Here is a 21,625-nt window from a genome sequence, read left to right on the forward strand (position 1 = left end):
GCCGGATATAGAGACGCAGCCCATCCTGTCTGTCAGAAACGCAAGAAAGCTGTTGCAAACGGGACGCGTTCATATAGACGCAATGAAACTGGCGGCGCGGGATTTGGTAAGAAACAGGGTGAAGGAGAAGCTGGCACGCGATGAGGTCGCTCTATCGATGACCATCCGTATGGTTCGTACGGTCGAGATCGTCGGGATTGCACAATCGGCCGGCTTCGACTCGTTTTACGTCGACCTTGAGCACAGCGGACTGTCGTTGGAAACGACGGCCCAGCTTTGCATGGCCGGTCTGGCCGCGGGTGTGGCGCCGTTTGTGCGCTTGCCCAACATCGCGCCGGATTTCATCGCACGCGTCCTCGACGGCGGCGCACTTGGTGTGATTGCACCGCATATCCAGTCGGCGCAGGAAGCGCAGCAGGTCGTCCGCGCCGCCAAGTTTCCGCCGCTCGGCGAGCGGTCGCATGGCGGAGTGTTGCCTCATGTCGGTTTTCGCCCGATCTCGAACGCGGAAGTCGGCGATGCGATGAACGAAGCAACGATGGTCGTGATCATGATTGAGACGGCTGAAGCGCTGGCGGCAATCGACGACATTGCGGCGATCGACGGAGTCGATCTTCTGTTCATCGGTACGAACGACCTGTGCGCGTCACTCGGGATTCCCGGACAATTCGATCACGAATCGATCCGCGATGCCTATTCTCGCGGTATCGCTGCGTGCCGGCGCCACGGAAAACATTTGGGAATCGGTGGACTCAATGCACATCCGAAGCTTGTTGCGCAGTTCGTCGAGATGGGCGCTCGATATATCTCGACGGGAACGGACATCTCGTTCCTGTTGAATGGCGCGACTGCGAAGGCCGCGGCAATGCGGGGCCAGTGACACCATATGCCGGCGCACACAGATGATTTGGGGCGCCGCCTTGCAGACAATACCCGGAAGGATCTGTTTCGATCATGAAGAAAGTAGTTGTATACAAGCCGTTGCCCGATGAGGTGATCAACTATCTGCGACAGCATGCGGAAGTCCAGATCGTTGACCCGAAGGAACCTGGGGCACTTATCGAGGCGCTGAAGGATGCCGACGGTGCGATCGGTACGGGCGTAAAGATGAACGCGGAGACGCTTGAAGGTGCGACGCGGCTCAAGGCACTGTCGACCGTATCCGTCGGATATGATGCGTTCGACGTCGACTATCTGAACCGCCGCGGAATCGTACTGGCGCACACGCCATATGTGCTGACAGAGTCCACCGCAGATACCGCGTTCGCGCTGGTTCTCGCCACCGCGCGCCGTATCGTCGAATTGGCCGACTGGGTGAAGGAGGGCAAGTGGACGAAGAAGATCGGTGAGGATCTGTTCGGGGTCGACGTGCACGGGAAGACGCTGGGGATCGTCGGTCTCGGGCGCATCGGTACCGCGATTGCGCGGCGCGCGGCAGCCGGTTTCGGCATGAAGGTCGTTTATGTGGACCGTGTTCCGAATACCATTGCCGAGAAGGAATATGGCGCGAGGAAGGTCGAACTTCAGGAACTGCTCGAGACGTCGGATTTCGTTCTTCTGCAGGCGCTGCTGACGAACGAAACGCGCAATCTGATTGGCTCGGAACAACTCAAGGCGATGAAGCCCAGTGCGATTCTGATCAATGCTTCGCGAGGGCCGATCGTTGACGAGGCTGCGCTGATCGAAGCGCTGCAGAACGGGACCATTCGCGGTGCCGGTCTCGATGTCTACGTCGAGGAACCGCATCCGGTGGATTCGCCGCTGCTGAAGATGAAGAACGTTGTCGCATTGCCTCATATCGGATCCGCGACATACGACACGCGGCAGGCAATGAACTGGAACGCGGCGGAGAACCTGATTGGCGCACTCGACGGAACGTTGAAGAGCAATATGGTCAATCCGCAGGTTCTGAGCCGCTGAATCCAGCCATTTGGTTCACTGCATAGAAATATAGACTCCCCGGGTGGGCCTTGGTTTGCCCACTCGGCGGCGATATAGCGGGCGATCCAAGTTCTCCAAGTCAACACGTTGCTACGAGGACATGCGTACAGCGTATCTGTCACCCGCGGTCAACGACCGTGAACGGACCAGCGCCGCTGTCGAGTCTTCGAGGCGTCAAGCAGCCATGATTACCGCAGTGCGCGGCGAGATTGATAGATGAATACTTCCAATGTCGAATCCGACAGGGCGCGACCATTGCTGGGCTGTATCGCCGACGACTTCACCGGCGCGACAGATCTTGCGAATATGCTGGTCAAGAGCGGCATGCGTACCGTGCAGACGATTGGCGTGCCGACTGACGGCGCACCCATTGACGCAGATGCGATCGTTGTCGCGCTGAAGTCGCGCACGATTCCCGCTGCCGACGCCGTCGCGCAATCTCTCGCCGCCCATGAATGGCTGCGCACGCAAGGCTGCCGGCAATTCTTCTTCAAGTACTGCTCGACGTTCGACTCGACCGACGTGGGCAATATCGGGCCAGTCGCCGACGCGCTGCTCGACGCGGCCGGCGACGGCTTTGCGATCGCATGTCCAGCGTTTCCCGAGAATGGCCGCACGATCTTCCGCGGTCATCTGTTCGTCGGCGACGTGTTACTGAGCGAATCGGGGATGGAGAACCATCCGCTTACGCCGATGAAGGAGGCGAACCTCGTGAGCGTGCTGCAGCGGCAGACCCGGTCGAAGGTGGGTCTGATCCGCTACGACACGATCGCGCAAGGCGCGGCCGCCGTGCGTGCACGCATCGACGCGTTGCGCGCGGACGGTGCGCGCTTCGCGATCGCCGATGCATTGTCGGATCACGACCTGCACGTGCTCGGCGAAGCGTGCGCAGGCCTGTCGCTCGTTACCGGCGGCTCGGGCGTCGCGCTTGGCCTGCCGGAGAACTTCCGTCGCGCGGGGCTATTGCCCGAGCGCGACAACGCGGCATCACTGCCGAGTTTCGAAGGTCTGTGTGCGGTACTGGCCGGTAGCGCATCGAAGGCAACCAACGCCCAGGTCGCGGCGTGGCGCGCGAGTCGGCCAAGCTTTCGCGTCGATCCGCTCGCAGCTGCGCGTGGCGAACCCGTCGTCGAGCAGGCGCTCGCATTCGCCAGCTCGCATTTGCCGCAACCCGTGCTGATCTATGCAACCGCGACGCCCGACGAAGTGCAGGCCGTTCAGCAAGCGCTCGGCGTCGACCCAGCGGGCCATCTCGTCGAGAGCTTGCTTGCTGCAATCGCGAAGGGGTTGCGCGCTCTCGGCGTCCGCAAGTTCATTGTTGCCGGCGGCGAAACGTCAGGTGCGGTTGTGCAGGCGCTCGACGTGAAGTCGCTGCAGATCGGCGCGCAGATCGATCCGGGCGTGCCGGCAACCGCAACGATCGATACGCCTGCGATTGGCCTTGCGCTGAAGTCTGGCAATTTTGGCACGGTGGACTTTTTCGACAAAGCGCTGCGCGCACTGCATGCGTAATGCCCGACGGATCGATCCGCATCGATTCCGACGGACATTACCGGTTGCGCGTCTGACGCGTTCTAGATAGCGGTATCTTGACGATGCCGCATCGACTCGGGGGCGCGTCGCGCCAACAATACTAACGTTGGATGAATGGATTGCCCGGCGCGCGCGTTGCCGCTGCGAGAAATACGCTCTTGGTCTCGAGAAATTCGTGTACCGCCTCGATTCCGTTCTCTCTGCCCATGCCGGATTTCTTCATTCCGCCGAAAGGCATCGTGACGCTGTAGGTTCGATAGGTATTGACCCATACTGTTCCGGCCTTGAGTGCCCTTGTCATGCGAATGGCCCGTCCGATATCACTAGTCCACACCCCTGCGACGAGACCGTAGATGACGCCGTTTCCGTGCGTTACGGCTTCCGACTCGTCGTCGAAGCCGATGACCGACAGTACGGGGCCGAATACTTCCTCCTGGGCGATACGCATGTCGTTCGTCACACCAGTGAATATCGTGGGTTCGATGAACTGCCCGCCCGTCAATCCGGGGCCCGTGGCCGGGCGGCCGCCGAGAATGCATTGCGCGCCCTCGGTTCGGGCGATGTCGATATACTCCAGCACCTTCTTGTATTGCGGCGGCGTAGCGATAGGGCCGACACTGGTTTCCGCTGCCATCGGGTCGCCCAGTTTGATCGCCCGTGCATGTGCGACCAATCGTTCAACGAACGCGTCCTTGATGGAGTTCTGAACCAGCAAACGGGATCCTGCGATGCACATTTGCCCCGCCGCGCCGAAGATGCCCGAGACGACGCCGATGGCGGCAGCATCGAGATCGGCGTCCGCGAACACGATGTTCGGCGACTTACCGCCCAATTCCATCGATACGCGCTTCATTGATCGTGCAGCGGCCTCATAGATCCTTGCGCCCGTGACGTCGGAGCCGGTGAAGGAAATCGCGGCGACATCCGGGTGCTGGACGAGCTCGGCGCCGACCTCGTGACCCAGTCCGGTGACGACGTTCAGAACGCCGTCGGGAAGACCGGCTTCCTTGGTCAACTGGGCGAATTCGAGCGAGCTTGCGGAGGCGAACTCCGACGGCTTGACGACTACCGCGCACCCGGCGGCCAGCGCGGGAGCACACTTCAATGCGAGAAACTGGAGTGGCGAATTCCAAGCGGTCAATGCGGCCACGACGCCGATGGGTTCGCGAACGGTATAGGCGAGCAGGTCGGGTTTTTCGACCGGCATGACCGATCCCTCGATCTTGTCCGCGAGCCCGCCGTAGTAGTACCAGTACTCCGGAATCGTCTTCAGTTGGCCCTGCATCTCGGCGAACACTTTGCCGTTGTCCCGGGTTTCGATCTCGGCCAACCGGTGCGCGTGCTGTGCAACGAGATCGCCGATTCTACGCATGATCCTCCCGCGTTCCGTCGCGGACATTCGGCTCCACGGGCCAGTGTCCATCGCGCGATGCGCAGCTCCGATGGCAAGTGCGGCATCTCGTGCGTTCGCACGCGGGATACGGGCCCAAGCAACGCCGCGGTAGGGATCGACGGTGTCCAGCCATTCACCGCTTGCGGGCTCGACGTGCGCACCATCGATCCACAGTTGATACGTTTTCATTTCGGGGCTTCTCCTTGCGTCGCCTGGCACGCGTCTTCGGCGTTGGTTGAACGTTCTGCCGCGAGAAATTCGGCATCGCATCCGGTCGCGCTTCTTCGGGCGAAGTAAATAAAGGGGGATCGGCGATTTTGGTGAGGCCGGCGCGTAAAGTCGAGTTCGTTCTTCTGACTGCGTGGTCAATATTGCTGACCGCCCGGGGCTCGGTACGTGCGGGTTCCCACCGAGAGCAAATGCGTTAGCTGCGCTTACCGTGGAGACAATCAAAATCGACTGTACATGCAGATAGGCGGCGAGCAAACTTTCCGGTAAACGATGGCGGTACGCCCAGCCTAGAGGTGGAGACGCTCCCTGCGAGTCGAATTGCATCGGCATGAAAATGCGCATGAAGCGGCAGAGTGACGCCCCATCGATCGCGGACGTCATCGAAGCAGTACCGCGCACCTTGTCAACCACGCGTCATTTTTACTTTCAGAGCATCGTCGATGTCCAACACACCTGATATCTGCCACAATTTTGCCGACAACGTAGCGAACACTCGTTTCGAGGATCTGTCGCCCGACGCGATCGACGGCGCGAAAAAGAGCATTCTCGACACGTTGGGCGTAACGCTCGCGGCGAGCGGAATGGAACCGGCAGTCGGTCGCCTCGTCGAGATGGTGAAAGAGAACGGTGGGCGGCCGGAGTGTTCGATTCTCGGCTTCGGCGGACAGGTGCCGGCGGAACAGGCTGCATTCGCGAACGGCGCGATGGCGCATTGCTTGGATTTCGATGATCAGACGCCTTGGGGGGCGCATTCTGCCAGCTCGATCATTCCGGTCGTATTTGCGCTGGCGCAACGCACCGGCGGTGTGTCGGGACGTCAACTAATTACCGCAGTCGCGTTGGGCCAGGATTTGTTTGTCCGGTTGCGTTGCAACGTGGGTTGGCAGCAAGGGTGGAATCTGTCCTCGATGGTCGGCGTATTTTCGGCGACGGCGGCCGCCTCGTCCATACTCGGACTGTCCCGCGAAGAAACGGCGCATGCGCTGGGCATCGCGAGCATGCAATCGTGCTGCACGATGGAGGTGATTCTCGGCATCGGCAGCGACTTGCGCGGCATGTATGCGGGCTTTACCGCTAAAGGCGCGTTGGTTGCCGCGTTGTTGGCTCAGCGCGGTATTACCGGCATCGATTCGCTGTTCGAGGGCACGGCCGGTATCTTCAACACGTACTTCGGTGGCAAGTACGATCGCGACAAGATGCTCGAAAATCTCGGCGAGCAGTATCTGGGTGGAACGACGCTCTACAAGGCTTGGCCGGCGGTTGGCAATTCCCATACGTACATCCACGCGACGATCGAGTTGATGAAGCAACACGGTCTTTCCGCGGACGATATCGAAGAGATTCGCGTGTTCGTTGGCGACTTCACGCATCGTATGTGTATGCCCCTCGAACTGCGCCGGGCGCCGAGAACACTCGTGGACGCCAAGTTCAGCCTGCCGTTCCTGGTCGGGATCGCCGCGGCAAAGGGCAAGATGCAGATATCGGATTTCAGCGTTACTGGCCTGTGGGACCCGGATGTTCTGGCGATGGCGCAGAAGGTGGTGCCCGTCGAGGACAAGAACCAGGACTGGAAGATGAAGTTGCCCGATGGCCGGGTGGAAATCGTGACGAGAGATGGCCGCAAGTTCGACCGTATCGGCGACAACATTCCCGGTAGCCCGGAGGCGCCGCTTACCTGGGATCAGCTGTCGGAGAAATTTCGAGCGTGCGCTTCGGTTGCGGCAGTGCCGCTGTCGGCGGACGGTATCAGTGCCGCTCCGGCCCTGGCTCGCCATCTCGAGACGCTCGATGATGCGACCGAATTGATGAAGGCGTTGACCTAAGGTCGAATATCATGCGCGGCTCGGCGACATAGCCGACCGCGCATTCGGCCATGGGCGTCGTAGTTCTGGCTGGGTTTACTTCGAGAGCTCGGTGATGATTTCGATCATTTTGTCGAGAATCGGGTCGTTCTGCCGTTTTACCCATCCGAAGATGAAGCGGGGGGAGTAGTCGACGTTGGCGAGCGGCACGACGACGACGTTGCTCGGATAGCTGAAGTTCTTTCCCATCACCGCAAGTCCGATCCCCATTCCGACCGAGATCAGATTCATTTGGGAGGTGATCGTGCTGACTTCCTGGACGATCTTCGGTTCGAATCCTGCCGTCTGACAATACGTGTAAAGCTGACCGTAACTGAGGTTGACGCTCGAGCGCGGTACTGCCACGAATTCTTCGTCGGCCAGTTCCTCGAGAGTGACCGACTTCTTGCGCGCTAGCCGATGCTCTTTCGACACCGCGACGCCGAGTGCGCTCGTCTGAATGCAAAGTGAATCGAGGACGATCCCTTCGCGTGCCTGATTGATTTCAGTGCGTCGCTTGCCGGGGGTGGGGCTAGGCCCGAGATGCATGAAGCCCGCGTCGATTTTGCCGTCGGCGAGGGCTTTCGGCTGCAGCGTCGTCGACATCTCGACGAGCGACAGCGTAACCTCCGGATATTTTTCGTGGAATTCCTTGATCGCCGCGCGGAAGATCGAGTGCATGAGGGTAAGCGATCCGTAGCCGATTTTCAGCGTGCCGGTCTTGCCTTGCCCCACACGCTTGGTCAGGATGACGGCCTCATTCAGCTCGTCCATGACACGCGTCAGATACGGAAGCAAGGTACGTCCAGCGGCAGTGAGCTTAACCGTATGCGCAAGTCGTTCGAAGAGCTGCGTACCCAGTTCGTCTTCGAGGTCTGCAATGATTTGCGATACCGCGGGTCGCGTGATGTGCAGACGGACCGCGGCGCGGCCGAAATGCTCTTCCTCGGCCGCCGCGATGAAATAGCGTAGGTGCCGAAGTTCCATTGTTGTGTGTCTCCTCGCAGTGCGGGCAGTGAGTATGGTGGATGAACGTGCCCAGACGAAGAGCAGCGATCCAGCCCTAATTATAGCGAGACATAGGGTCATATGGCGGGGGCGCCCAAGCAACGCCGTCATATCGCCGTTCGCGCCGTTTCGCTGGTCGGTTAGTCTCGCTTACCGGCACTCCATAATAGCTAACTTGACCCTGAGTCGGGGCGCTTTCAAACTTTGAACCTGATGCTGACGATGTCGCGCTGCTCCTGATTCAGCTTCGAACAGGGGCGGGAGCGGCATCGAGAGATGCTGCATGAGCGACGTTCGTCTCGACTCGCGGCGCTCGGCGTGTGCGTGGTGATGAGTGGGAGTTAGAGATGGGCGCTTCTGGCAGATCTTTGCGCGCAATCATCGAACGATGGATGGGAGCGTCGGTAAGCGTGCGTATCACGCATTTCAGCCACTCACCGGACAGGCGACGCAGATTCGTTCGTGTCGAGGTGACGTCGGATAGTGGGCCTGTTGCGCTTGTCTTCTTTCGTCACGACGACGGTCGATGGTACGTATTTCCACCGGATCGCAAATTGCCTTCGATGATGGCCGCGTAGTGGTCGAGCGGTCGCGCTTCAACGCCTTCATCGGGTGACGATTGTGCGTTGCCGAAGGAGGGCGGTGCATCGATGCATAGAAGTGTGCGACGGGGCCATTAGCGAGCCGATCGAAGGCACGCGATTTCGTTGCCCGGAAATAGAAAAATAGAACGTAGAGATCGACGAAATCGCCATATGTGTGGATAGAGCGAATTTGATATGGATGCACGGTGAGGAATCGCGCATCCGGAAAATGAATCATCAGGAGGTAGGAATGAGATCGTACGAAAAGTGTTATATCAATGGAGAGTGGGTTCATCCGGTCGCACCTCGCGAATGGACGTTGGTCAATCCTGCAACTGAAGAACCGTTTGCAACGGTCGCATTGGCGGGCGCAGGTGAAGTCGATGCCGCGGTGAGGGCCGCACGCGCTGCGTTCAAGTCATTCGGTACGACGACGAAAGCCGATCGCGTCGCACTGCTGGAACGAATCATCGATCACTTCACGAGGCGTGAACAGGAACTGGCGGAAACCGTCACGCTTGAACTCGGTACGCCGGTCAGTCAGAAGATTCATGCGCCTGCCGCGCTCGCATCGTTCAAGCAAGCGTTGTCGACGCTTCGAGAGTACGAATTCGAAACGCATCTCGGACCGAACCTCGTGCGACGCGAGCCTATCGGCGTATGCGGGTTGATCACCGCATGGAATTGGCCGCTTCAGTTGCTCGCGACCAAATTGGCCTACGCGCTGGCCGCGGGATGTACCGTGGTGCTCAAGCCGAGCGAATACACGCCGCTCAGCGCGATTCTCCTCACGGAGATTCTCCACGACGCGGGTGTGCCGAAGGGCGTATTCAATCTCGTCGTCGGCGACGGGCCGACGGTCGGCAACGCGATCAGCAAGCACATGGACATCGACATGGTGTCGTTCACCGGGTCAACTCGCGCGGGTGTGATGGTGGCGGAAGCGGCGGCCCCGTCGGTCAAGCGCGTCGCACAGGAACTCGGCGGGAAGTCGGCGAACGTCATCCTCGACGACGCCGACCTCAAGGCAGCAGCCCAATGGAACGTCACGCGAGCGTTCTCGAATACGGGGCAGTCGTGTCACGCGCCGAGTCGCATCCTAGTCCATCGGGGCCAACTCGATGAAGTGGTGTCGCTGCTCGAAGATGCGGCGAAGACGGTACGCGTCGGTAACCCTCTGGATCCTGATGTTGCGATGGGTCCGGTGGTCAGCAAGGCTCAGTTCGATCGGGTCCAACAATATATCGCGATCGGGATTGAGGAAGGTGCTACGGTTTGTACGGGAGGTCTCGGTCGGCCGGACGGAATCGAGCGTGGTTACTTCGTCAAGCCGACGATCTTCTCCGATGTGACGCCCGACATGCGGATCGCACAAGAGGAAATTTTTGGTCCGGTGCTTGCCGTCATTCCATACGACTCGGAAGAGGAAGCAATCGAAATCGCCAACGGGACCGAGTATGGTCTCGGCGGATATGTGTTCTCGTCGAATCGCGAGCGAGGGCTGTCGGTAGGCCGTCAATTGCGCGCGGGTCGTGTGTTCCTGAACGGTATGGCGAGCAACACAATGGCACCGATGGGCGGCTACAAGCGCTCTGGGAACGGTCGCGAGATGGGCGTGTTTGGTCTTGAGGAGTATCTCGAGGTCAAGGCGATGATCGGCTTCGAGTAACCCATCAGTTCGACCTTGCACTTCGGTAGCCGGATGCGCGCTCATCACAAGTACGCGTCTTAACGATCACGACACCGGCACCGTCACCACATTCGACCGACGCGAGCGCTTGATTTCCCGAGTACGCGTCGGTTGTCAATTCTCCCGACTCAAGTGGCCTGCCTGGCAGCGAATGGCAAAACTGAAATGCCGCTTGGACCGGACGCAGACGGCGATTCCCGTTCGACCCACCGATGATGTTGACGGGCGTTTTGGACCTGGATGAAGCACATTGCTGAGGAGGAAGCGCGGAGGTCGAGCGGCAGCCTGATCAGGTAAGTGAAACTTACGTGTAGGTTGATCAAAACCAACTGTACACGTCGTAAGTCACTCGGCACACTTGTTGAAAACGAAGGCAGTTGCCGAAACGATGGGGACGAATCTTGAACGCCGAGCATGGCGAACGTCTGTCTCTACGATGCCCCGGACTGCTGAAACGGCGGCTCCGCAGCATGACGAGTACCAACCATAATTTCATTCTCGTCGTTGTTGCAGTAACGCGCATTGACGGCAATCAATTGATTGCCCCATGGCTGGCGTCGCGGCATTGATATGGATCGCGTTGCTCGTACACCGTTGCCGCGCAGCATGTTCGCCGACAGAATGTCGCGTCGGATCATAGCCTATCTAATACGAGTGCCCGATACGGGGGAGACATGCAGATACATCGTCGACGAGTTGCTGGCAGTTTATCCGGGACAGGCCGTGCTACTTGCGTCAACAATGCACTGTATCTCGCCCGCAGTCGGTTTGTTTTTTCCGTCGTCATCCGTGCATGTCCGTTCCTTGTGATCGGTCGCATGTCGGGCAACGTGAATCGAACAGAGCGGATATCAGTACACCTTACTGAGGAGCGAGACAAGTGATGATCAACAGGGTTAATGCGGGAGCGCGACTCGATCGCCTGCCGATCGGCACCTTCCACCGGCGCGTACTGTGGCTGGTCGGCATGGGGATGTTTTTCGATTCGTTTGACAACACATTGTCGAGCGCCGTGCTCGCGGCAATGTTGAGCAGTCACTGGTCGACGTTGCAGATGAATTCTGTGTTCATGTCCGCAACATTCGCCGGCCTCACGATCGGCGCAGCGCTCGCCGGATGGTTGAGCGATCGTTACGGCCGATTGTTCGCGTATCAGTTCAATCTGGCGATTTTTGGCGTAATGGCGCTCGCGTCGGCTTTCGCTCCGTCCATGGAGTGGCTGATTGCCATCCGCTTCGTGATGGGCATCGGGATGGGAGCCGAATATGTGATGGGCTACGGTCTGGTGATCGAGTTCGTTCCCCCGCAACAACGTGGCCGATACTTGGGGTTACTCGGAATGATCGCTGGCGCCGGCGTGTTCATCACGGCGCTGGTCGGCATGGTGGTGATTCCGTGGCTGGGCTGGCGTGCGATGTTCGTGATCGGTGGGATCGGCACATTGTGGGTTTGGTGGCTGCGCCGCCATCTGCCTGAGTCGCCGCGTTGGCTGGAGCGGGTGGGTCGCGGCGCCGAAGCGGAGGTGATTCTGCAGCGGATCGAGGCCGAAGCGGGAGTGACCGAACCGCTGCCGGCGTCTCAGCAGAGCGCAGCCTCCGAACCGCGCAACGTTCCCGTGTCGGTGCTGTTCACGCGTCCCGTGATTCGCCGCACGTTACTGGCGATTGTCGTGAACGTCACATGCCTGTTCGGCTCGTACAGCTTCACCGGCTGGATGCCGACATTCTTTGTCAGCCAGGGGATGAGCGTGACCAACTCGCTCGGGTTCCATGCGGCGATGATGGCTGGCTACGTCGTTGGCCCGCTCGTTTGTGCGTTGATTGCTGATCGTGTCGGGCGCCGTTGGGGGTTGGTGATGTTCGGCGTAATCTGCGCAAGCCTTGGCGCTGTATATCCGTTCCTGACATCGCCGCTTCCGATCGTAATCTGCGGCTTCTTCCTCGTTGCGTCGGTCGCGGTTTTCCTGACGCTCGGTCTTGGCGGTACGCCGGAATTGTTCCCGACGGAATATCGGTTCCGGGGCGGTGGCGTCGCGCAAATGATCGGCCGGCTGGGGCTGGTAGGCGCGCCTTTCATCGTGCTGGCATTGTTCCGACATTACGGCATCGCCGGCGTCGTGGGCGTGATCTCCGGCGTCTATTTGGCGATTGCGCTGCTCATGGCTGTCGCCGGCATCGAGACCAACCAGCGATCGCTTGAGGCGCTGGAGCCCGACGCGGAACCGGTCTCGCCGGACGCGGTACCGCATCCGGTTCCGAGAACCTGACCTTCCGGGGGGGGGGAGGCGCTCGCATCGACGGCAGAGCGAGGATTGTGATCGGCGCACCGCACCGGCAACGTGCCGAGCGCCACTGTTCAATTGGATGCTATTGAAAGGGAGGCAGAGGTACCATGCGCGGCATAGTTTTTCGCGGAGACTGCACGCTCGAGCTCGTCACCATTCCCGATCCGACGCCGGGCCCCGGGGAAGTCGTTCTCGAAATGAAGGCTTCGGGCATGTGCGGCAGTGATCTGCATTTCTACCGTCGTCCGCGCAATGCGTTGGCGCCGCCGATCATTGCAGGTCACGAACCGAGTGGCGTGGTAGTTGCTGTGGGGCCCGGTGTGACGAGTTCGCATGCGAGGATCGGTACGCGCGTGATGGTGCATCACTATCACGGTTGCGCCGGGTGCGAGGATTGCCGGGCCGGATGGCCGCAGATGTGCAGCACGACTTCTGCGGTGGTCTACGGGACGGATGCACACGGGGGCCACGCGCCGTACATGAAAGTGCCGTCGAGTACGTTGGTACCTCTCGACGATCGCTTGAGTTTCGCGGCCGGTGCCGCGATTTCATGCGGTACCGGCACCGCATGGGGCGCTTTTGAGCGCATGGGGCTAACCGGCCGCGATACGGTTGCGATCTTCGGCCAGGGGCCGGTCGGTCTGTCAGCAACCATCCTCGCGAAGGCACAAGGTGCGCGTGTCATCGCGCTCGATCTTGACGAGCGCCGTCGAAATCAGGCAACTGCATTCGGTGCTGAGCACGTTCTTGATCCGCGCGATGGCAACATGGCGGACGCGATTCGGGAGCTGACCGGCGGTAGGGGGGCAACTATGGCGCTCGAAACTGCCGGAGCTGCGCCGACGGGCCGGGACGCACTTGCCTGTGTGCGTCCATGGGGAACAGTGTGTCTCGTCGGCATCGGTGCGGAGATCAGCTTCTCACTTGCGAACGTGCTTCGCACGCAACTTCGCATTCTGACTTCGTGGACGATGTCGATTCAGGCGCAGAAGGCCTGCGCGGACTTCGTGGTCGAGCGCGGAATCGATCTTGACGCGCTCTTTACGGACCGGTGGACGCTAGACCAGGCCGACGAAGCTTATCGACGCTTCAATCGCCAAAGTGGCGGTAAGGGCGTATTCCTCATGTAGCGCGCTTTGGCGGCGGCACGACATCAGACGTGGTTGAACTTCTGAGTGCGCAGGCGGACGTCATTGTGAAAAAAAGCGCAACGGCAGCTGACTCTGGGCTGGAGCGCCGTTTTCTACAGACTCGAACCATCACAGATGCAGTTCGCTGCATCGCATCTTCAACGTGATCGAAAGCCCCATGAACCAGCATGTATCCACAATCGCTCTCGGCGATGCGACGAAGCGTTTCTTGTCTCGCGAGCAACATGAAATCTTTGTAAACGGGGAGATTGTCACGGCTACATCGGGTCGGACATTCGAGACGATCGATCCGTCCACTGGCAAGGTACTCGCGCGCGTCGCAGAAGGTGATGAACGGGATATCGATCTGGCAGTACGCGCCGCCCGAACTGCGTTCGAAGGTCCATGGAGCAACTGGACGCCGTACGAACGGCAGGCATTTCTGTACCGTATGCACGACACGATCGAGCGCCATTTCGACGAGTTGGCGGAAATCGAATCGATGGACATGGGTGCGCCGATATCACGCACGCGTAGCGCGAAGGGTTCAGTGCTGAAGATGATCCTGTTTTTCGCGTCGCAGTGCAGCAACATCACTGGCGAGACGCTACAGAACGGGCTGCCCGGAGAGGTGACGACATTATCGATGAAGGCGCCAGTCGGGGTCATTGGCGGCATCATTCCGTGGAACGGATCGCTTGTCAGCCAGTGGTGGTTGCTGGGAGCAGTGATTGCCACGGGGTGCACTGCCGTGCTGAAGCCGGCGGAGGACGCGTCACTGACAGTGTTACGCATGATCGAGTTGCTGCATGAGGCAGGACTTCCGCCCGGAGTCGTGAACGTCGTCACCGGTTTCGGAGGCGTAGCCGGTGAGGCGCTCGCGCGGCACCCGGGGGTCGACCGGATTGCATTTACTGGGTCGACCGTGACCGGTCGCAAGATCATCGAGGCGTCGGCCGTCAATATCAAGAGACTTCAACTGGAGCTGGGCGGCAAGTCACCCGACATCGTCTTTGCGGACGCTGATCTGGACAAGGCCGTGCCGGGTGCGGCGATGGGCGTGTTTTCAAATTCCGGGCAGATATGTTTTGCTGGTACGCGGGTGTTCGTCCAGCGTTCGATCGTCGACGAATTTTGCCGACGCGTAGCGGCCTTCACGCAGAGCCTCAGGATTGGACGCAGTCTCGATGCGGATGCGCAACTCGGACCGTTGATTTCAGCGCGCCAATTGGACCGCGTAATGAGCTATATCGAGATTGGAGCGCAAGAGGGCGCCCGGCTCGTCTGCGGTGGTGTGCGCGTTGGTGGAGATCTGGCGGGCGGGTACTTCATCACACCGACGGTGTTCGCAGATGTCGACAATGGAATGAGAATCGCACAGGAAGAGATTTTCGGACCGGTTCTGTCGATCATTCCGTTCGATACCACCGAAGAGGCGATCACTCTCGGCAATCAGTCGGAATACGGGTTGGGCGGAGCTGTCTGGACTCGCGATATCTCGACGGCGCTCAGGGTCGTGCGGGGGATTCACACAGGCGTGATGTGGGTGAATTGCTATGGGTTGATTGATCCGCTCGTCGGATTCGGTGGAACCAAGCACAGTGGATACGGGGCGAAGGGTGGCCGTGCTCATCTCGACACTTACTTGTACACGAAAACCGTCTATATCAATACGTAACGCAAAGGAGATTACGTGTACTACCAGTACCACGGCGGCGTCGAGCCGCTGGTTGTGCTTCCGTGCCAGCTTGCATCGAAGGCATTTCGCCGTCGGGGCCCGGTAAGCAAGCCTTACCAGGTAGTACGGAAAATTCGACTCGACCTCGATTGCCGACAGGCGCAGCATAACGAAATTGTCACGTAGATTCCGGCCGACGTTCCGTCGGCCGCCTGAGCGCAACGGAGGAGATACATGCGCGTTGGATATATTGGCTTGGGCGCCATGGGTGGCGCACTTGCGCGTCACCTCGTCGGGAAATTCCCGTTGACCGTGTTCGATCTCAGCCCGACGGTCGTGCAGAGTTTTGTAGATTCCGGGGCGACTGCAGCCGCGTCCCCCGCGGATGTCGCTCGAGCAAGTGACGTCGTGCTCTTGTGCCTGCCGCGAAGCTCGGACGTCCAGAAGGTCATCTTTGGAGCCGGTGGTCTGGCAGAGGGGTTGTCCCCGGGCAGTATCGTGGTAGATCAAACCAGTGGCGTGCCGAGCGAAACACGCGAGTTCGCTTGTCAACTAGCAGAGATGGGCGTCGCGTTGTTTGATGCACCGGTTTCCGGAGCGATGGCAACGGCAATCGCCGGGACGATATCGATCATTGCGTCGGGCCCGTCCGACGCATTCGACAAGGCGCTCCCGATCCTGAAGGCAATCAGCCCGAACGTCTTCCATTGTGGTCAGCGCGTCGGCAATGGCCAGACCATGAAGACAGTGAACAACATGATGAACGTCAGCTGTCGCTTGGCGACGCTCGAGGTCGTGGCGATGGGGCGCAAGTTCGGTCTGCCGCTTGAAACCATGACCGAAGCGATCAACGCGACGACCGCACGCAACTATACGTCTCAGGGGATGTTGCCGGCGATTGCGGAGGGGCGCCAGTCCACGAAGTTCTCGCTGGCACTGCAGGTCAAGGATATCCATCAGGCCATTTCGCTCGGTGCGGAGCAGGGGGTGCCCATGCCGATCGGCGGCGCGGCACGCGCGATACTGCAAATCGGATTGAACTCGCTTGGCAAGGACGCCCAGCTCGAGGAAATGATCGGTGTCATTCAATCCATGGCCGGGACGCAATTTGTCGAAAAGTCTGCCGACTCGCAAGCAAAGGAGGTGAAGTAATGAATATCGGGCTGGCAGGGACCGGCGTACTCGCGGCTTTCGTGTCGCGTCGGTTGGCAGGCAAATATCCAGTCTTTTTCGTTGACATCGCACATGGGGATTCGGATCCAGCAGTGGGTGTGGAGCGACTCGACAGTCTTGTCGCGCTGGGCGAACGTTCGGATGTCGTTCTGTTGGCCGCGGATTCCGAGACGCAGCTGGATGAACTGCTTTCGAAAAATGGATTGTTGGCAGGCTTGCGCGAAGGGAAACTCGTCGCAAACCTCGGGCAAGACGACCCGGATAGGGCACGCGAACGGGCGGTGAAGTTGGCCGGAAGTGGAATTGCGTTCGTCGATGCGCCGCTGCATACCGAGAACATGGAATCGATCCACGAAGCGTCTGCGATCTTGTTCGGCGGGGCGCCAACCGCATTCCAGTCTCTTCACACCATACTGGAAACCATCTGTCCGACGATCGTGCATTGTGGTGATGCGGGCAACGGGCACGCCACACGGTTGGTTGTTGCCGCTATCGCGGCTTGCAACCGGCTTATCACCTACGAATGCGCCGCGATGGGTGTCAGCAACGGCCTGACCATCGGCGACATGGCAACCGTACTGAACAAAAGTTCGGGCTATAACAGTGCGTCCGCGCGCGTGCTTCCGGCGCTTGCGTCGACCGGCCATACGGCCGATGCGACGCTGGGGGATTTTGCAAGCGACGTCACGTTGGCATCGGCGGTCGGTATGCGCTATGGCGCGCCGATGCTGATTGCCACACTTGTCCGTTCGATGCTGAATGCGGCATGCAACCGATTGGGCAATTCGGTCAGCATCGATGAGTTGGCCGCCGTTTGGGAAGCGGACGCTCGGCTGCCGGTTCCTCAACGCCTCTGACGGCAGAACGAGACCGCGGGCTGACGCGGAATAAAAATATCGCGGCGACGATGCCTGATGGACGCATCGCTGCCGCGTTCAAGTACTGTCAAGCGATGTTGTCGGAGGGCGCGCGTGGTGCCGAGTCGTCACCAATCGATACCATCGCCGCCGATTCGCTGCGAAGTGCGTTGAGAAAGTGCGAAACCAATGGGCTAGCGCGTTCAGCGTCCCAGATCGCACCGATGTCCGGGAATCGGATGGCGGGTTCGAGCCGCACTCGGTCCAACCCAAACGGTTTGTACAACTGGAGTTCGGAACCCAGCAGCGTCGACAGATAGTTGCCTCCATCCATCAGAAGCTGGGCTCGGATGGACGAACCAGCTTCAACACATGGCTTCGGTGCAGGAAGATGCTGTTCCGCAAATGCTGCATTGACGAGGGTCCGCATTTCCGCTCCCGATGGCGGAAGAATCCATGCTTGATCGAGGAGGTCGAGCCAACGTGGGGGCGCTTCTTCCAGGCATGGATGCCCACGCCGCGCAACGATCTGGATGCTGTCGGCGAGCAGCGGTTCGGTCGCGAATCCAGTTCCAAGTGCCTGGGCGCCGAGTGCGCCGATGATCACGTCGATGCTTCTGTTCGTCAGCATCTCGAGCAGCGTGGCAAACGGTGCTTCTACGACTGAGACGAAAATGCGTGGCCACGCTTCTTGGAGGCGGACGATAGTCTTCGGAAGCAATACGCGCGGCAGACCGCTGCCCACGTGCAGGCGACCATTCAATCCGGATTGCACCGCTTTCAGATCCGCGTCGGCACGATATACCTCACCGAGCATGCGCTCCGCGTGCGAGCGCAGCACTTCTCCGGCCCATGTCAGCTCTAGCCGGCGGTGTCGGACAAAAAGTGCATGGCCGATGACGTCTTCCAGATCGCTCAACCAGTGAGATAGCGCCGGTTGGGTCATGTGCAATTGCGCAGCGGCCGCCGTCATGCTTCCTGTCTCATGGAGCGCGAGGAATACCTCGAGATGGCGCAGTTTCAGTTTGCGCGCCCACGGAATGCTGTGAAGGGTGTTCTCCATCGATCTATGAACCTGGCCATGTGATTTCGTTTATGGACATATCCAGTTTATTCATTTCCATCCCGGCAGGCTAGCTTCGATAATCGTTCGCATACCAGACGAGCATGGCGGAGTACGGTGATCGATTGGATGGATGAGGTCGCCGCGATTACAAACAAAACGACGTACCGCGGGTCGCGATCGTCATAAGGAGACAACGTGAGTAGATCGAGCGCAAAGCGCACATTGAGTGCTGCATCCATTGGAAACTTCGGCGAAATCTACGATTTCGCTGTATTCGGATTCTCGGTTCCGTTCATCGCAACGCATTTCTTTCCTGGCACCAGCCCGGCGACCGCCATTCTCAAAACTTTTGCCGTTTATGCAGTTGCGTTCGTTGCGCGCCCTCTCGGGGGGCTGGTGTTCGGCTACTTGCTGGACAGGGTGGGGCGCGTCAAGGTGCTGGCAACGACGATCTGGCTTATGGCGGCCGGAACCGCGATGATCGGACTGTTGCCGACTTACGATGCGATCGGTATTGCTGCGCCGATTATCCTGGTACTCTGCCGGCTTGCCCAAGGCTTTGCAATGGGAGGGGAAACGACGGGGAGTACAAGTTTCATTCTCGAATCCGCCCCCGTCAAAGGTCGCGGGAGATGGGTGGGCATCATCTGGTTCTTCGCGCATTTGCCGAACGCACTCGTTGCGTTGATGTTGCTCGCGATGCAGGTGTTCATCGGTAAAGAAGCTTACCTGGATTGGGCGTGGCGCGTTCCGTTCGTCATCGGCGGCCTGATCGGCATCGTCGGATGGTGGCTCCGCAGCTCGCTGGACGATCCCGAGGAATATAAGCTCGCAACGCGCGGCAAACCGAGCACGAGTCCACTTCGTGCAATGACCCGTTCCGGCTGGAAGTCGATGATGTATGTGGCAATGATTCAGCCCGTCCAGACGGTCGGATCCTATTTGTTGCTCGGCTTCATGTACACCTTTCTCGTCAGGGAGACCGCTCTGGACTCGACGTCCGCGCTTCTGTCGAATGCCGGTGCGATCGTGGTGTTGGCCGTTTTCATTCCTGTCGGCGGCGCGTTGAGCGATCGTTTTGGCCGGAAGCCGATACTGTCAGCGGGTGCGCTTTTCATTGCGCTCGTGGCCTATCTTTCCATTCGCCTTGCCGCCAACGGAACGTTCTTCGATGCAGTCGTCGGACAGATGCTTGTCGCGATCGGTGTCGGCATTTACAGCGGCGCTTGCTTCGTGACTGCAGCCGAGTTTTTTCCGACTCATTTTCGAGCAACCGGTCATGCGATCTCGTACCAGGTCATCGTGGCTGCAATGGGTGGAACGACGCCGCTGATTAGCACGTGGCTCGTGCGCACGCTTGGATCGCCGTTGGCCCCCGGGTGGTACGTCACGGCCGTTGCCGTCGCTTGCTTGATTTTGATTCAGTTTGTACCGGAAACGAAGGATGTCGACTTGAGCAGATCGGTCGAAGAGCAGGACAAACGTGTTGAGCGTGTGCCGGGCGCCACGGCAGTTGTTCGCATTGAAACGACCAAATGAGAAAGGTAGCAGCCATGGAAATCTACGATTACATCATCATCGGCGCCGGTTCGGCCGGATGCGTCGTTGCGCGGGAACTCAGCGAGAATCCGGAAAACAAGGTGTTGTTGCTCGAAGCGGGGCCACCGTCGGACAAATTCTGGGTGCATACGCCAGCGGGGATGGCGAAGCTGTACTTCAATGACAAGCTTAACTGGAACTACTACACGGAACCCATGCCGGCGCTACGCGATCGCAAGATGTATTGGCCACGCGGAAAGGGGCTGGGAGGGTCGAGTTCCATCAACGGCATGATCTATATCAGAGGGCATCGCGGCGATTTCGACAAGTGGCGCGATCTCGGTAATCCGGGCTGGGGCTATGACGATGTTCTTCCGCATTTCAAACGCATCGAGCATAACGAGCGCGGCGCGGACGAGTTTCGAGGCGCCGGTGGCCCGCTGTGGATCAGCGACCCCGCGGTGAAGGTTCCGAGTTCATACGACTTCATCGCGGCGTCGCGGCGCGTCGGTATTCCGGAGACGGAAGATTTGAACGGTGCAGTTCACGATGGCGTCGGTTTTATGCAGCATACGATTCGAGACGGGCGTCGGCAGTCGGCGTACGTTGCGTTTGTCGAGCCGGTTTTGAATCGACCTAATCTGACCGTGAGGACCGGTTGTTTGGTCCGGCGCATTCTCTTCGACGATGATCGCCAAGCGACGGGCGTCGAAATTCAGTGCGACGGGGCCGTTCAATCCATTGCTGCCGCGAGGGAGGTAATTCTGTCGGCGGGTTCGTTGAATTCGCCCCAGATCCTCATGTTGTCCGGTGTGGGGCCCGGCGAGGAGCTTCAGCGGCACGGGATCCGGCAGGTCGTTGATCTTCCTGGGGTGGGCCGCAATCTGCAGGATCACTTCTACGTACACACCGCCTACAGATCAACGGGGCCGAGCTCATACAACCGGAACATCCGCGGGCTGTGGAAGTACTTCGAAGGGGCCCGTTACCTCCTGACACGAGGTGGATACCTGGCCCTTGGGTCGTCCCAGGTCGCGGCATTCGTGAAAAGCCGGCCCGACGTTGACTACGCCGATTTGCAGATCAGTTTTCGGCCGATGACGTTTACTTATCATCCGAGCGGGCACGTCGAAGTCGACAGCCAGCCGGGCATGGGGGTATCGGTATTCATCCTGCGTCCTCGAACGACGGGAGCAGTAACACTCCGATCCGCAAATCCGGCCGACAAGCCGATGTTCTCGCCAAACTTCCTGACCGACGAGGACGACGTGCGCGTCATGATCAGCGGCATCAAGCAGATTCGGCAGATTATGGCGACGGAGCCGATTGCATCGAGAGTGATCGATGAGCACGTGCCGGGGGCGCAGGTGCAGACCGACGAACAACTGCTCGACTTCATGGCCGAGACGGGGAACACTGCAGCGCATCAGACCAGTACCTGCAAGATGGGCCGAGATGTGCTCTCGGTGGTCGATGAGCGTCTTCGTGTCCGAGGAATCGGACGACTGCGCGTCGTCGATGCATCGATCATGCCCCACGTTACGTCGGGGAACACCAATGCGCCCACACTCATGATCGGCGCCAAGGGAGCCGATATGATCAGCCGCGATGCCGTACCGCGACGCGCTATCCGCGCATGAGCCTGCGGGAACAGTGATGTGCGCCATTGGTGGTGTT

Annotated in this window: 16 protein-coding genes; 12 read left to right on the forward strand and 4 right to left on the reverse strand. The window is 59.5% G+C overall.

The genetic code is table 11. From position 1 onward, the window contains the following. The 3 genes from DIE22_RS30970 to otnK all read left to right on the forward strand — a co-directional run. Positions 1-880 (forward strand): HpcH/HpaI aldolase family protein (locus DIE22_RS30970; protein ID WP_260426805.1); only part of this gene is annotated, 880 nt, incomplete at its 5' end. Between the two features lie 74 nt (positions 881-954). Beyond that, positions 955-1,920, forward strand: a complete 966-nt coding sequence (locus DIE22_RS30975; protein WP_124606821.1) for a 2-hydroxyacid dehydrogenase — start codon at positions 955-957, stop codon at positions 1,918-1,920. Positions 1,921-2,157: 237 nt separating this feature from the next. Then, on the forward strand, positions 2,158-3,453 hold the full coding sequence (gene otnK / locus DIE22_RS30980; RefSeq protein ID WP_124606822.1) for a 3-oxo-tetronate kinase: 1,296 nt from the start codon (positions 2,158-2,160) through the stop codon (positions 3,451-3,453). Positions 3,454-3,574: 121 nt separating this feature from the next. On the opposite strand, the gene DIE22_RS30985 is transcribed toward otnK, so the two are convergent. Beyond that, entirely contained in the window at positions 3,575-5,056 is a 1,482-nt protein-coding gene (locus DIE22_RS30985; RefSeq protein WP_124606823.1) for an aldehyde dehydrogenase, read from the reverse strand. A 482-nt stretch (positions 5,057-5,538) separates the two neighbouring features. Here DIE22_RS30985 and DIE22_RS30990 point away from each other — a divergent pair, with 482 nt between their 5' ends. After that, positions 5,539-6,921 (forward strand): MmgE/PrpD family protein, encoded by a 1,383-nt coding sequence (locus DIE22_RS30990; protein ID WP_124606824.1) that lies wholly within the window; start codon positions 5,539-5,541, stop codon positions 6,919-6,921. A 75-nt stretch (positions 6,922-6,996) separates the two neighbouring features. On the opposite strand, the gene DIE22_RS30995 is transcribed toward DIE22_RS30990, so the two are convergent. Together DIE22_RS30995 and DIE22_RS38365 are read right to left on the reverse strand one after the other, a co-directional pair. Continuing rightward, positions 6,997-7,926: a LysR substrate-binding domain-containing protein gene (locus DIE22_RS30995; RefSeq protein ID WP_124606825.1), complete on the reverse strand. Its 930-nt coding sequence runs from the start codon at positions 7,924-7,926 to the stop codon at positions 6,997-6,999. 447 nt (positions 7,927-8,373) lie between these two features. Further along, positions 8,374-8,826, reverse strand: coding sequence for a hypothetical protein (locus tag DIE22_RS38365; protein ID WP_185640729.1), 453 nt, complete (start codon positions 8,824-8,826; stop codon positions 8,374-8,376). Here DIE22_RS38365 and DIE22_RS31005 point away from each other — a divergent pair. The 6 genes from DIE22_RS31005 (at position 8,782) to DIE22_RS31030 (ending at position 17,343) form a co-directional block, all read left to right on the forward strand. Beyond that, positions 8,782-10,200 (forward strand): aldehyde dehydrogenase family protein, encoded by a 1,419-nt coding sequence (locus DIE22_RS31005; protein ID WP_124606827.1) that lies wholly within the window; start codon positions 8,782-8,784, stop codon positions 10,198-10,200. The genes DIE22_RS38365 and DIE22_RS31005 overlap by 45 nt on opposite strands. 904 nt (positions 10,201-11,104) lie before the next feature. Then, positions 11,105-12,487 carry an MFS transporter gene (locus DIE22_RS31010; RefSeq protein WP_124606860.1) on the forward strand — a complete coding sequence of 461 codons (1,383 nt, stop codon included), beginning with the start codon at positions 11,105-11,107 and terminating at the stop codon, positions 12,485-12,487. Positions 12,488-12,612: 125 nt separating this feature from the next. Further along, the gene (locus DIE22_RS31015) at positions 12,613-13,635 is read left to right on the forward strand and encodes a zinc-binding dehydrogenase (RefSeq protein ID WP_124606828.1); all 1,023 of its coding nucleotides are present in this window, start codon (positions 12,613-12,615) and stop codon (positions 13,633-13,635) included. Between the two features lie 178 nt (positions 13,636-13,813). Next, entirely contained in the window at positions 13,814-15,313 is a 1,500-nt protein-coding gene (locus DIE22_RS31020) for an aldehyde dehydrogenase (protein ID WP_124606829.1), read from the forward strand. Between the two features lie 234 nt (positions 15,314-15,547). After that, on the forward strand, positions 15,548-16,465 hold the full coding sequence (locus DIE22_RS31025; RefSeq protein ID WP_124606830.1) for an NAD(P)-dependent oxidoreductase: 918 nt from the start codon (positions 15,548-15,550) through the stop codon (positions 16,463-16,465). Next, entirely contained in the window at positions 16,465-17,343 is an 879-nt protein-coding gene (locus DIE22_RS31030) for an NAD(P)-binding domain-containing protein (RefSeq protein WP_124606831.1), read from the forward strand. Before DIE22_RS31025 ends, DIE22_RS31030 begins: the two co-directional genes overlap by 1 nt. Before the next feature lie 88 nt (positions 17,344-17,431). Here the strand turns inward: DIE22_RS31030 and DIE22_RS31035 are convergent, their stop codons facing one another. Next, positions 17,432-18,406: a LysR substrate-binding domain-containing protein gene (locus DIE22_RS31035; RefSeq protein WP_124606832.1), complete on the reverse strand. Its 975-nt coding sequence runs from the start codon at positions 18,404-18,406 to the stop codon at positions 17,432-17,434. 198 nt (positions 18,407-18,604) lie between these two features. Here DIE22_RS31035 and DIE22_RS31040 point away from each other — a divergent pair, with 198 nt between their 5' ends. Together DIE22_RS31040 and DIE22_RS31045 are read left to right on the forward strand one after the other, a co-directional pair. Further along, positions 18,605-19,948, forward strand: a complete 1,344-nt coding sequence (locus DIE22_RS31040; protein ID WP_124606833.1) for an MFS transporter — start codon at positions 18,605-18,607, stop codon at positions 19,946-19,948. 14 nt (positions 19,949-19,962) lie between these two features. Next, the gene (locus DIE22_RS31045; protein WP_124606834.1) at positions 19,963-21,588 is read left to right on the forward strand and encodes a GMC family oxidoreductase; all 1,626 of its coding nucleotides are present in this window, start codon (positions 19,963-19,965) and stop codon (positions 21,586-21,588) included. Positions 21,589-21,625 lie beyond the last annotated feature (37 nt).

Origin of the sequence: Burkholderia sp. Bp9142 (assembly GCF_003853415.1) — a bacterium.
Classification (GTDB): Bacteria; Pseudomonadota; Gammaproteobacteria; order Burkholderiales; family Burkholderiaceae; genus Burkholderia.